14 protein-coding genes are annotated in these 12,405 nt (G+C 71.4%); 10 read left to right on the top strand and 4 right to left on the bottom strand.

Going from position 1 to position 12,405, the window contains the following annotated elements:
- Positions 1-18 precede the first annotated feature (18 nt).
- From IE264_RS12390 to IE264_RS12405, 4 genes are all read left to right on the top strand, one after another.
- Positions 19-348: a hypothetical protein gene (locus IE264_RS12390; protein ID WP_015611215.1), complete on the top strand. Its 330-nt coding sequence runs from the start codon at positions 19-21 to the stop codon at positions 346-348.
- A gap of 162 nt (positions 349-510) precedes the next feature.
- Positions 511-879 carry a WhiB family transcriptional regulator gene (locus IE264_RS12395; RefSeq protein ID WP_015611216.1) on the top strand — a complete coding sequence of 123 codons (369 nt, stop codon included), beginning with the start codon at positions 511-513 and terminating at the stop codon, positions 877-879.
- Positions 876-1,235: a putative WhiB-interacting protein gene (locus tag IE264_RS12400; protein ID WP_031123062.1), complete on the top strand. Its 360-nt coding sequence runs from the start codon at positions 876-878 to the stop codon at positions 1,233-1,235. The genes IE264_RS12395 and IE264_RS12400 overlap by 4 nt, the downstream gene beginning before the upstream one ends.
- Positions 1,236-1,430: 195 nt before the next feature.
- Complete coding sequence (locus tag IE264_RS12405; protein ID WP_015611218.1) at positions 1,431-1,634, top strand: hypothetical protein; 204 nt, start codon at positions 1,431-1,433, stop codon at positions 1,632-1,634.
- 26 nt (positions 1,635-1,660) lie between these two features.
- Here IE264_RS12405 and IE264_RS12410 read toward each other — a convergent pair whose 3' ends face one another.
- Both IE264_RS12410 and IE264_RS12415 read right to left on the bottom strand, forming a co-directional pair.
- Entirely contained in the window at positions 1,661-3,034 is a 1,374-nt protein-coding gene (locus IE264_RS12410; protein ID WP_032757854.1) for an ABC1 kinase family protein, read from the bottom strand.
- Positions 3,035-3,097: 63 nt separating this feature from the next.
- The gene (locus tag IE264_RS12415) at positions 3,098-4,234 is read right to left on the bottom strand and encodes a ThiF family adenylyltransferase (RefSeq protein ID WP_032757855.1); all 1,137 of its coding nucleotides are present in this window, start codon (positions 4,232-4,234) and stop codon (positions 3,098-3,100) included.
- Between the two features lie 321 nt (positions 4,235-4,555).
- On the opposite strand from IE264_RS12415, the gene IE264_RS12420 reads away from it, so the two are divergent.
- The 4 genes from IE264_RS12420 (at position 4,556) to IE264_RS12435 (ending at position 8,389) form a co-directional block, all read left to right on the top strand.
- Positions 4,556-5,179, top strand: coding sequence for a M48 metallopeptidase family protein (locus IE264_RS12420; RefSeq protein ID WP_032757856.1), 624 nt, complete (start codon positions 4,556-4,558; stop codon positions 5,177-5,179).
- Positions 5,180-5,317: 138 nt separating this feature from the next.
- Complete coding sequence (locus IE264_RS12425) at positions 5,318-6,925, top strand: TerD family protein (protein ID WP_032757857.1); 1,608 nt, start codon at positions 5,318-5,320, stop codon at positions 6,923-6,925.
- Positions 6,926-6,936: 11 nt separating this feature from the next.
- Complete coding sequence (locus tag IE264_RS12430; RefSeq protein ID WP_015611223.1) at positions 6,937-7,617, top strand: AIM24 family protein; 681 nt, start codon at positions 6,937-6,939, stop codon at positions 7,615-7,617.
- 16 nt (positions 7,618-7,633) lie between these two features.
- Positions 7,634-8,389, top strand: a complete 756-nt coding sequence (locus IE264_RS12435; RefSeq protein WP_015611224.1) for an AIM24 family protein — start codon at positions 7,634-7,636, stop codon at positions 8,387-8,389.
- A gap of 78 nt (positions 8,390-8,467) precedes the next feature.
- On the opposite strand, the gene IE264_RS12440 is transcribed toward IE264_RS12435, so the two are convergent.
- Together IE264_RS12440 and IE264_RS12445 are read right to left on the bottom strand one after the other, a co-directional pair.
- Positions 8,468-9,007 (bottom strand): NUDIX hydrolase, encoded by a 540-nt coding sequence (locus IE264_RS12440; protein WP_032757859.1) that lies wholly within the window; start codon positions 9,005-9,007, stop codon positions 8,468-8,470.
- Complete coding sequence (locus IE264_RS12445) at positions 9,004-10,476, bottom strand: zinc-dependent metalloprotease (protein ID WP_032757861.1); 1,473 nt, start codon at positions 10,474-10,476, stop codon at positions 9,004-9,006. The genes IE264_RS12440 and IE264_RS12445 overlap by 4 nt, the downstream gene beginning before the upstream one ends.
- A 190-nt stretch (positions 10,477-10,666) precedes the next feature.
- Here IE264_RS12445 and IE264_RS12450 point away from each other — a divergent pair, with 190 nt between their 5' ends.
- Positions 10,667-11,824 carry an SDR family oxidoreductase gene (locus IE264_RS12450; protein ID WP_032757862.1) on the top strand — a complete coding sequence of 386 codons (1,158 nt, stop codon included), beginning with the start codon at positions 10,667-10,669 and terminating at the stop codon, positions 11,822-11,824.
- Positions 11,825-11,937: 113 nt separating this feature from the next.
- Entirely contained in the window at positions 11,938-12,399 is a 462-nt protein-coding gene (locus tag IE264_RS12455) for a molybdenum cofactor biosynthesis protein MoaE (RefSeq protein WP_015611228.1), read from the top strand.
- Positions 12,400-12,405: the final 6 nt, after the last annotated feature.

Raw genomic sequence — 12,405 nt, forward strand, 5'->3', positions numbered from 1 at the left:
CGAGAGGAGGCGATTGAAGTGATCAGCATCATCGAAACCCAGAAAATGACCGGTCTTTCGGTCGTCTCCACCTGCTCGCTCGGCCTCACCCGCTCCCCGATTGCTTCGCTCCGTGCCACCGGTCTGTCCGGCGTCTCCGCCGTCAGCCCGCTGTCTCTGGCGAGCCTCCCCGTGGTGCGAGAGCGCAATGAGCGACCGATCGAGGCACCGGCGGCAGCAGTAGCGAAGGATGCACAGGCTCAGGCCTATGCCTTTGCGGCAGCCGGTGCCGGAGCCAAGAAGCAGACGCAGCACCACCACACGATGTGGGCCTTCCGTGGGCCTGAACCCTGGAGCGATCCAGCCTGATCCAGCATCAGGCCGGCGCCTCAGGGCCGCGGAACCCCACTCGGGATCCGCGGCCCTTTTGTTTTGTCCGAACGGACGGGACACCGAAGGCGCCTCGGGCCAGCAGTACCAGCCGCCAACCGGCCAACAGGCCGGCACGACCAGACGAGGACACCACCCACCGTGCAACTCGAAGCGCACGCCCCGTCAGTACCGCAGTCCGACTCGATCTCCCCGCCCGGCTCCACGGAGGACTCCACCTTGCTCCCCCTCACCGCGCTCACCGCGCTCGACGACGCCATCGAGAACCTCGGCGTACCCGTCCCCTGCCGCTCGTACGACCCGGAGGTCTTCTTCGCCGAGTCCCCGGCCGACGTCGAGTACGCCAAGTCCCTCTGCCGTACCTGCCCGCTCGTCGAGGCCTGCCTCGCCGGTGCCAAGGAGCGGCGCGAGCCGTGGGGCGTCTGGGGCGGCGAGCTCTTCGTCCAGGGTGTCGTCGTGGCCCGCAAGCGGCCGCGTGGCCGTCCGCGCAAGAACCCGGTCGCAGCGTGACCGCCGGCTGTGGCGTCCCCGCCCCCACACGGTGGCTGCGCCTCGGAACCATCGACCGTCCCCAGACCCATGACCCCCGGAATCAGGCACCAATGATCACCCCCACGAAGGAGCCCGTCGGCTCCGCAACCCCCGACGTCACCATCATCGGCGCGAACGACTCGCGTCAGAACAGGACCCGCGAGATGCAACTCATCCCAGAAGCCCTGGCTCGTGCCCATATGCACGACCGCCTGCGGGAGGCCGAGGTGGACCGCCAAGCGGTGCGCCTCGTCGCCGCCCGCAGGATGCAGCGCCGAGCGGAGCGCGCCTCGCTGCGCGCCCGCCGGGCGCTGGCCATGGCCGTCATGCACTGAGAGGCCCCACCTCTCCGCTCCACGACGGAGCACCGACGCTCCTCGACGGAGCACCACGGCTCCTCACCGGGCAACCGCTCTGCCCGGTGAGGAGCCACCACCCGGCAGTACAACGCACCGCGGGGCCGTCCGAACAAGGACGGCCCCGCGGTGCGTTGTACTGCCGGGCCCCGGTGACGGAGATATCGTCACGAGGTGGACGAGGAGACGCATCCCCCCGAAGAACCGGCCGCCGAAGCGGTGGTGTGTGCCCGCTGCGGCACCGCCGCCGAAGGCGGGACGGTCCCGCTGACCTGGCTCTCCGCCGTGGAGGACGGCCGCCGCCTCCACTTCTGCGAGACCTGCGCCCGCCTCCACATCAGAGCGATCGAGAGCCGCCTCGACTCCCTCTGGTGGTGACCCGCCGTCCTGGTGGTGACCGGCGCCTACGCGCCGCCCTCCGCAACCGGCTCCGGCTCCTCGGTCTCCGCGACGAACCCCGGCAGCCACGCTTCGAGCTCGTCCCGCAGCCGGACCGCCGCACCGAGCTGGCACAGCACCCCGATCGTGGAGAGCGTCACCCGGTGTATCAGGAGATAGGACGGCGGGAGGTTCAGCTGCCTGCCGAGCTGGTGGGCGGGGGAGCGCGGGTCGGCTATCCGGGCCGCCTGGTCCCGCAGCCAGCCCCGGGAGAAGGTGAACTCCTCCACCTGCGCCGGTTCGATGATCGGGAGCAGATAGTCGAGCACCTCGTCCGGCTCCAGCTCGATCGACTCCTTCACGAACCCCTCTTCGCGCAGCAGCCCGTACACCGCGGCCGCGTTGCCCTCCAGCGTCATCCGCAGGGATTCACCGATGGTCCCCGGCAGCCCGCCCGGAAGACGGTCGACCGTGCCGAAGTCCAGCACCCCCAGCCGCCACGCACCGGCCGAGGCACCCTCCTCCTCCGGGAGCAGCCGGAAGTTGCCCGGATGCGGGTCGGCGTGGAGCAGGCCCGTGCGTGCCGGACCCGAGAACAGGAAACGGGCCAGCAGCTGTCCCGCGCGGTCCCGCTGCTCCGCCGTACCGTCCGCGATGACGTCGGCCAGCGGGATCCCGTCCATCCACTCCGTCACCAGCACCTGGTCGGACTGGTGCACCACCCCCGGGATCACCACATCGGGATCGTCCGCGAATTCCGTCGCGTGGACCCGCTGGGCCTGCGCCTCCAGCTCGTAGTCCAGCTCCTCCGACACCCGGTCCCGCATCTCCTTGATCAGCGGCTTGATGTCCATGCCGGGGATCAGGGGGCCGAGGAGCCGGGCGAAGCGGCTGAGCTGGGTGAGATCCGAGAGCAGCGCCTCGCCCGCACCGGGATACTGCACCTTCACGGCGACCTCACGGCCGTCGTGCCACACCCCTCGGTGCACCTGTCCGATCGAGGCGGCGGCCGACGGCTTGTCCTCGAACTCCAGGAAGTACTCCCGCCAGTCCTCGCCGATCCGTTCGGCCAGCACCCCGTGGACGGTGTGGGCGGGCAGCGGCGGCGCGGCCTCCTGCAGCTTGGTCAGCGCGGCGCGGTAGGGGCCCGCGACCTCCTCGGGGAGGGCGGACTCGAAGACGGAGAGAGCCTGGCCCAGCTTCATGGCCCCGCCCTTCAGCTCTCCCAGGGTCTTGAACAGCTGGTCCGCCGTGCGCTGCTGCACCTCGCGGGCGACCAGCTCGGCCGACCTGCCGCCGATCCGCTTGCCCAGACCCCATGTGGCACGGCCGGCGAAGCCGAGCGGGAGCGCGGCCAGTTTGGCGGTACGCGTAACCGCCTTCCGGGGAAGATCAGACATGTGCCCCTCCAGTTCCCAGACTGCCGTGCCGCTTGATCCTCCGGAGTCACCCGTCGACGGCGGTCACCCGGCCATTGTGTCCTGCGCCGGAACGGAGCCGGAGGCCCCTGCCCCCTCGGTGCCCGTCGCCGCTCCGCAGGAGCAGTCCGCATGGGGGCCGATCCGCTCGCTCCGCCAGTCCAGCAGGGGCAGCGCGGCCTCCCAGCGCGCCCCGGTACTGGCCGGCAGCTCGCCGTCGAGGAAGGACAGGGCGTGTGCCGCGGCGAGTCCGGCGACCGCCGTGGCCAGCGCCAGATCGCAGGCGGGCACCGCCCCCCGCCGCCCCGAACGCCACTGCGCCAGCATCCGGGGCCACTGCGAATCCCGGTCTGCGCGGTGCAGCTCCAGACACCCCGCGCAGCCGGTGCCGCCCGGAAGCACGAGCGGTCCGACCACTCCGGTGGCCTCGATCACTCCCGCGTAGAGATGAGGAGTGCCGGACGCGATCCACGGAGCCGCGGTGTCCGGGACCGGCGCGTACACCGAGAGGCCGTCCCGTGGCGCGACGACGATCAGTGACAGGCCGGGCTGCCCACCCGCCGGGTTCCGGTCCGCCCCCGCCGACCTGGGCGCGGGCCCGGCGGCTGCCCGGCGGACGAGCCGGCGGGCCGCCACATCGCGCCGTTCCCCAACGGCCGCGGGCGGAAGTCCGGCCGGCGCCACGTCGCCCGGCTCGGCCCGGCCCCCGTCGAGCACCTCCACCTGGCCCACCCCCGAACCGGACAGCACCGCGGCGATCGACGCACCGACCCGGCCCGCACCCCGCACCTGGACCCGCATCGCCCGCCGGGCCGCCATCCGGCGCAGACCCTCGCCCGGACCGGGGTGGACGACGGAGAGCGAGGCCACATCGGGGCGTTGACGCTCCATCACCTCGGCCCGGTGGCGCAGGACATCCGCCTGCGGCCCGCCGGCCCGCGGATCGTCGAGCAGCCCCGCCTCCGCCAGCCGCCGCACCAGGACGTCCACATGACGGTCCGACAGGTCGAGCGCCCGCGCCTCCTCGCGCAGCAGTGGCAGGCCCCGTGTTCCGTCGAGCAGTTCCAGAAAGCTTCCCGTCGCGATGTCCACCGGACCCAGCGTCACGGCGTGTGCGGGTGTCACCCCGAATTGCACGGTGTTCCGTCCGCGCCATGCCCGGCGCAGCGCGGGCTTCAGCATCGGATGCGGGACTTCTCCCCCGAGACGCACGGCATTCCCCCTCTGTGTTGTGACCGCTGTGTTGTGACCGCTTGTGTCGTGACTGCTGTGTCGTGTCCGCCGCGTGCCGGGAGGATTCCCGGCCGCGTCGAACCATTGCCAGAATGCGCGCCCCCGGCGAAGCGTGCGCGGAGTTATCCACAGGTAGGGGGTATTAGTCATTCAAATGGTGCGGGTCATGGCGGGCGACATGGTGCGTGTAGTGGAAGGGAGTGGAGGGGATCGGTGGTGAACGGACCCGGAGGCGGGACTTCCCCCACTGACAGCGGGTAACGTCGAGGTGTGCCCGCAGACCCGTCACCCGCTGTGGCCGGGGAGACCCCCGTGCGCAGCGCCGGAAGCCATCAGCCCCGCGCGGCCGCCCGTGCGCCCCGCGCCTCGGCGACGAGCGCGGTCGAGGTCCGCAGGAGCACCCGGCGCAGGAAGTCGGTCTCCGCGTACCGCGAGGGCGACCGCACGATCGTGCTCATCCCCGCCCGGATGTCGGAGGCGGAGGAGCGGCGCTGGGTGGGCGTGATGCTCGACAAGCTCGCGGCCCAGGAGAGCAAGCGGGTCCTCGGGGACGCCGAGCTCACGGAGCGGGCCGAGCGGCTGTCCGCCCAGTACTTCGACGGCAGGACCCGGCCCGTCTCGGTGCGCTGGGTGACCAACCAGAACACCCGCTGGGGCTCGTGCACCCCCGCCGAGGGCAGTATCCGGCTCTCGCACCGGCTCCAGGGCATGCCGGAGTACGTCGTCGACTACGTACTCCTCCATGAGCTGGCCCATCTGCTCGTTCCCGGACACGGCCCGGGGTTCTGGCGGCTGCTGGAGGCGTATCCGCGTACCGAGCGGGCCCGCGGCTACCTCGAAGGAGTGGTGGCGGCCGATCAGCTGCCCCAGCTGCCCGCCGCCCGCGAGGAGTGAGACCGCACCGTTCCGCGCTCCGGGTGAGCCGCGTTCGGTGATTCTGTACCGGGTGTGTACCGGCTTGGCCGGATGTCGCGGTTTGCGGTTAGCCTGACGCGACGCATTCACCTTCGGGATGGGGGACGGTCGTTACGTATGGCCAGGGAATTCCAACGAGGCCACAAGGCCAAGATCAGTGATCTCACACCGGGGACAGATCTGTACGTAGGTGTGCAGATCGCCGCCCCTGGACTGACCTTCGACATCAGCTGCTTCGGTCTGGATGCCGACGAGAAGCTCTCGGACGACCGGTATTTCATCTTCTTCAACCAGCCGAAATCGCCGGAGGAGTCGGTCCAGCTCCTCGGTGCGCAGTCCGGCGACACCGAGTCCTTCCGCGTCACGCTCGACCGCATTCCGGCCGGTATCCACAAGCTCTCCTTCACCGCGACGCTCGACGGTGCCGGACAGATGTCGCAGATCGGCCCCGGGTACATCCGGATCGTCGCGGGCGGCGAAGAAGTGGTCAGATACGCCTTCACCGGTTCGGAGTTCACCACCGAGCGCGCGGTGATGCTCGGTGACTTCTACCTGAAGGACGTCTGGCGTTTCGCCGCCGTCGGCCAGGGCTTCGACGGCGGTCTCGACGCGCTCCTGAAGAACTTCGGCGGCGAGGTCGCCGAGGAGGAAGAGGCACCGGCCGCGCCGCAGGCGGCCCCGGGGTTCGCCCCGCCGGCCCAGGCCACCGCGCCCCCGGCCTTCGCGGCCCCGCCCGCTCCCCAGGCCCCGCAGCCCGCGCCGTCCTTCGGCGCCCCGCCCGCGCCCGCCCCTGCCCCGCAGCCGATGCACGCGGCGCCCACGATCGCGGCACCGATCACCCCGCAGGCGCCCCCGGCCCCGGCCCCGTACGGCCAGCCCGGTCACCAGCCGCCGCAGCCGCAGTTCGGCCAGGTCCCCGGCCAGGGCGTCCCGCCCACGCCGCCCTACGGCCAGCCTGCGCCTGCTCCCTACGGCCAGCCCGCCCCGGCTCCGTACGGCCAGCCCGCCCCGCCGGCATTCGGGCAGCAGCCCGCCGGTGTGCCGCAGGGTGTTCCGGCGGCCGGCGCCGGGCTCCAGGCGGCCCTCCAGCTGTACAAGGAGACCGCCACCGGGCAGCGCTGGACCCCGCAGAACCAGCAGCTCATGCGGGTCGACCTGACCATGGGCGGCGCCGGTGTGCTGGCCCGCCAGGGCAGCATGGTGATGTACCAGGGCAAGGTCGACTTCGGCTACAAGAGCGCCGGGTTCGTCGGCCGCGCCGTCGGCAACGCCACCGGCCAGGAGATGCAGCTGATGCGCTGCACCGGCCGCGGCCAGGTCTTCCTCGCCGAGGAGGGCTCGCACCTGCACCCGATCGAGCTCCAGGGCGACGCCATCTGCGTCTCCGCCGAGAGCGTCCTCGCCTTCGACGAGTCCCTCCAGTACGAGGTCCGAAGGGTCGAGGGGCACGGCATTCCCGGCGGCGCCCTGTTCACCATGCAGTTCCAGGGCACCGGCACCGTGGTCATCAAGACCCACGGGACCCCGGTCGTCCTGCCGGTCACCCCCACCACGTTCGCCGACTGCAACGCGGTGGTGGCCTGGTCGGCCGCGTCCCAGGTGATCGTCTCCAGCCAGGTCCGGCTGCGCCGCAACGCGTACCCGGGGCACAGCGGCGAGACCGTGAACCTCCAGTTCCGGGGAGCGCCCGGAAACTTCATCGTCGTCCAGCCCTACGAGGTCTGAGGGAGCCCGTCATGAACCAGCAACTCGCGGGCTTCGCCCCGACCCCCGTCACGGCCCGGATGGAGAACCACGGCAAGACCATGCTCAAGGTCGCCATGGCCTCCGGGCAGGACCTCTACGCGCGCACCGGTTCGATGGTGGCGTACGAGGGGTTCATCCAGTACGAGCCCAATCCGCCCGCCGTCCGGCAGATCGCCTCCCAGTGGATCACCGGCGAGGGCGCACCCGTCATGAAGTGCTCCGGCGACGGACTGCTCTACCTCGCCGACTACGGCGCCGACGTGGTCGTCATCAACCTGAACAACGACTCCCTCTCCGTCAACGGCACCAACCTCCTCGCCTTCGACGCCCACCTCACCTGGGGCGTCGAGAAGGTCAAGGGGCTGGCCAAGTTCGCCGGACAGGGGCTGTGGAACGTCGTCGTCCAGGGCACCGGATGGGTCGCCATCACCTCCCGGGGCACCCCGATCGTCGTCGACTGCGGACGCGGCGAGGACGAGACGTACGTCGACCCGGACGCACTCGTCGCCTGGTCCCCGAACCTCAAGGTGAAGGGCAAGCGCAGCTTCAAGGCCGGGGCGCTGATCGGCCGCGGCAGCGGCGAGGCGTACCAGATGGCCTTCTCCGGACAGGGCATCGTCGTCGTCCAGCCGAGCGAGGACAGTACGGACCGCCTGCGGATCCGGAACTGAGGGGAGGGAACACACCATGCAGAGTCCGCTTTTCAGCTACACCGAGCAGCAGTCCCAGGACCGGTACGCGATCCAGAACCCGCAGCTCCTGCGGGTGACGCTGACCGGCCAGGACGACATCCTCGCCCGGAAGGGCGCGATGGTCGCCTACCAGGGCCTGATGGACTTCGACGGGGAGTACCAGTCCCAGGGCCAGCGGCGCGCCCGCGCGCGCACCGGCGAGGGCCTCGACCTGATGCGCGTGTCCGGCCAGGGCACGGTCTACTTCGCCAACCTCGCCCAGTACGTCCACGTCGTGGACGTCGACCGCGAGGGGATGACCGTGGACAGCTCCTACGTCCTCGCGCTCGACTCCTCGCTGCACACCGAGGTCATCGCGGTGGACAGCCAGTACGGGATCTCCGGCAGCGGCAAGTACCAGCTCAACATCTCCGGCTCCGGCAAGGTCGCCCTCATGACGTCCGGCCAGCCCTTGATGATGCAGGTCACGCCCGAGAAGTACGTCAACGTGGACGCCGACGCGATCGTGGCCTGGTCCAGCGCCCTGCGGGTGCAGATGCAGGCCCAGACGCACTCCTCGGGTGTCTTCAGGCGTCGCGGCAACACCGGGGAGGGCTGGGAGCTCAGCTTCCTGGGCCAAGGCTTCGCGCTGGTCCAGCCGAGCGAGGTCATGCCTCCGCAGAACGCCCAGATCGGCCAGGGTGCCGGCGCCCAGTTCGGCATGGGCCAGCAGGGTTCCCACGGCCAGAACCAGAACAACGCCTGGAACTGACCGACACCCGCAGAGCACAGCGGTAAGGGGCGGCCTCCAGAGAGGCCGCCCCTTACGCACATCCCGTACAGCCCGCCGCTACAGCCGGGACCGCGTCGCCTCCAGCAGCCGTACGACGGAGGCGTCGGCCACCTCGGGCACGTCCCCGAAGCCGAACCAGCGCAGCTCCAGGGACTCGTCGCTGATCCGCTCCGCCGCTCCGGCCGGGGCCAGTGCGGCGTACTGCACATCCAGGTGCCAGTTGCAGGGGGACGGAATGGGGTGCCGGTCCAGCCGGACCGGTCCGCCCGGCAGCAGGGTGAGCCCGGTGATGCCGGACTCCTCCGTCGCCTCACGGAGCGCCGCCGCCTCCAGGGTGGCGTCCTGGGGCTCGCAGTGCCCGCCCATCTGGAGCCACATCCGGAGCTTGCGGTGCAGGGTGAGCAGCACCTTCTCCCGCTCGGGATCGATAACCAGGGCGCTGGCCGTCACGTGCCCGGCCCCGCACGCCTTCCACATGCCGCCGTCGTGCTGCGCCAGATGGTCCAGGTAGGCCTGGCGCAGCTCCGCCTGGTGGCCGGCCCCCTGCTCGGGGGCGTAACCCTTCAGTACGAGGGTGGCGTCGTCGCGCAGGGTCACTGGTCGCGGCCGTCCTTGCCGTCTTCCTTGCCGTCGCCGTCGCCGTCGGCCTTGCCGTCGCCGTCGCCGTCGGCCTTGCCCTCGTCATCCGCGGCGGGCTTCCGCGGGCCATTCGCGGCCTCGCCGAGCATCTTGTCCAGCTCGGAGAAGTCGGCCTGCTCGTGGTGGACGAAGCCGTCCGGGTCGTCCAGGTCATGGGCGGTCGGCAGCATGTCCGGGTGGGCCCACAGAGCGTCGCGGCCCTCAAGACCCCGGGCGTCGGTGAGCGAGGCCCACAGCCGCGAGGCGTCCCGCAGCCGGCGCGGGCGCAGCTGGAGACCGATGAGCGTGGCGAACGTCTGCTCGGCAGGACCGCCGGAGGCGCGGCGCCTGCGCATCGTCTCGCGCAGGGCGTCCGACGAGGTCAGCCGGGACTTCGCGGCCTCGTGGACCACGGCGTCCACCCAGCCCTCGACGAGCGCCAGAGCCGTCTCCAGACGGGCCAGGGAGGCCTTCTGCTCGGGCGTGTCCTCCGGCTGGAACATGCCCTGCTGAAGGGCGTCCTGCAGCTGCTCGGGGTTCGAGGGGTCGAACTGGCCGACGACGTCCTCCAGCTTGCTGGTGTCGACCTTGATGCCCCGTGCGTACGACTCGACCGCGCCGAACAGGTGCGAGCGGAGCCACGGCACATGGGCGAAAAGCCGCTGGTGGGCGGCCTCGCGCAGGGCCAGATACAGCCGCACCTCGTCCTGCGGGACGCTGAGGTCCTTGCCGAACTGCGCCACGTTCAGCGGGAGCAGTGCGGCCTTGCCCGCCGGACCCAGCGGGAGCCCGATGTCCGTCGACCCGACCACCTCACCGGCCAGCGTGCCCACGGCCTGCCCGATCTGCTGGCCGAACATGGCGCCGCCCATCGACCGCATCATGCCGATCAGCGGGCCCGCCATGGCCTGCATCTCCTCGGGCAGCACATCGCCCATCGCCAGGCCCACCCGCTCGGCCACCGGGTCGACCAGCTGCTGCCAGGCCGGCAGCGACGCCTCGACCCACTCCGCGCGGCTCCACGCCACGGTGGAGACCGAACCGGAGGGCATCGACGTCACGCCGTCCAGCCAGAGATCGGCCAGCCGCAGCGCCTCGTCGACCGCGGTCCGCTCCGACGCGCCGACGCTCGCGTCCTTGGTGCCGTCGGCCGTCCCCTGCGAGACGGTCTGGCGGGCGATCTGCTTGGCCATGTCCCAGTTCACGGGACCGCCCTCGTAGCTCAGCATCTGGCCGAGCTGCTGGAAGGCCGCGCCGAGATCGTTCGGATTCATCGAGCCGAACATTGCGGCGAACGGGTTGTCCCCGCCCGCCCCCGGCCCGAATCCGAACGGGCCTCCGGGCCCGCCCGCGCTCTGCCCACCTTCGGTGGGGTCCTTCTTCTTGCCCTCGTCGCCGTTCTCCGGCTCCTCCGGCGGAAGGCCGAATCCGAATGGGGTGTCACTCACGGGTTTCCTCGGCTCGTAGGGCCGCCGGCTCGAACCGACGGCGACTGCCCGACATCACCATCCAGCGTAGACACCACGCCCGCTTCGGGCCTCAGTGCTCCGCCGACTCCCGGCCTGCGGCAGGATGGACGCCACCTGGTACGTACGCGTCATTCGGGTACGTACTGAAGACAACCGCTGGAGACGCCCGGTGAGTTCCCCAGATCCACAGGTTCGCGCAGCGCGAAACCTGACCGACCCCCCGCCCGAGAGCACACCCGAGAAGAAACGCCCCAGGACCCCCAGAAACCGGGGCCCCGTCGTCGCGGTCACCGGTGCCGCGACCGGCGTCGGTGAGCTGTTGACCGCCCGCCTCGCCGCATCCGACGAGGTCAAACAGGTCATTGCGATCGACGAACGCCGCGGAGAGGTCTCCGAGGCGGCCTGGCACATCCTGGACGTACGCGATCCGGCCATCGCCGAGAAGCTGCGCGGCGCGGACGTCGTCGTCCACCTGGCGCTCGATCTCGACCTGGAGACCGACCCCGCCGCCCGCACCGCGTACAACGTACGCGGCACCCAGACCGTCCTCACCGCCGCGGCCGCCGCCGGGGTCCACCGGGTCGTGCTCTGCACCTCGGCGATGGTCTACGGCGCGCTGCCCGACAACGACGTGCCGCTCTCCGAGGACGCCGAACTGCGCGCCACCGCGGAGGCCACCGGGGTCGGCGACCTCCTGGAGATCGAACGGCTCGGCCGCCGCGCGCCCCGCGCCCACCCCGGGCTCAACGTCACCGTCGTCCGCCCCACCGTCCTGGTCGGCGGCACGGACACCGCACTGACCCGCTACTTCGAGTCACCGCGTCTCCTGGTTGTCGCCGGATCGCGCCCCACCTGGCAGTTCTGCCATGTCGACGACCTGGTCACGGCCCTGGAGTACGCCGCGCTGGAGAAGATCGACGGCGAGTTCGCGGTCGGCTGCGACGGCTGGCTCGAACAGGAGGAGGTCGAGGAGCTCAGCGGCGTACGCCGGATGGAGCTGCCCTCCGCCGTCGCCCTGGGGGCGGCCGCCCGGCTGCACCGCATCGGACTCACCCCGTCCCCGGCCGGTGACCTCGCGTACACGATGCACCCCTGGGTGGTCAGCGTGAGCCGGCTGCACGACGTGGGATGGCGGCCGAAGTGGACCAACGAGGAGGTCCTCGGAGCGCTCCTCGAAGAGGTCGAGGGACGCCACACGCTCGCCGGCCGCCGCCTCGGCCGCAAGGACGCCACCGCCGCCACGGCCACCGCCGCCGGTGCCACGGTCGCCCTGCTCGGCACGGCCGCCCTGGTCCGCCGCGCCCGTAAGGCCCGCCGCCGCATCTGACCGCGCCCCCCAGCGGCCCGGCAGCCGTCCCGTAGAAGGCTCCAATGCGGTCGCCCGTCCGCCGGTCGAACAGGCAATTCCGCGATGTCCGTGCCGTACGGCACGATGGGGGCATGGCACGCACCCAGGACCACCCCGGCGAGCAGGCGGCATCGGACCCCATCCGGCTGCTGGCGATCCGGGAGAGCGAACTCTCCGTCGACGAGGTCTTCCGTGCCGTCGGGGACGACGCCGCGGGCGGCATCGCCCTCTTCGTCGGCACCGTGCGCAATCACGACGGCGGGCAGGACGTCGGTGCGCTCGGCTACTCCTGCCACCCCTCGGCCCAGGACGAGCTGCGCCGAGTGGCGGAGAAGGTCGTCGCCGACTTCCCGGTCCGCGGCCTCGCCGCCGTCCACCGGGTGGGTGAACTGGACGTGGGCGATCTGGCGGTGGTCGTCGCCGTCGCCTGCCCGCACCGCGCGGAGGCCTTCGCGGCCTGCCGCAAGCTCATCGACGACCTCAAGCACGAGGTTCCGATCTGGAAGCACCAGCGTTTCTCCGACGGCACCGAGGAGTGGGTCGGGGCCTGCTGAGCGCAA

It is taken from the genome of Streptomyces microflavus (genome assembly GCF_014650075.1).
Taxonomy (GTDB): domain Bacteria; phylum Actinomycetota; class Actinomycetes; order Streptomycetales; family Streptomycetaceae; genus Streptomyces; species Streptomyces microflavus.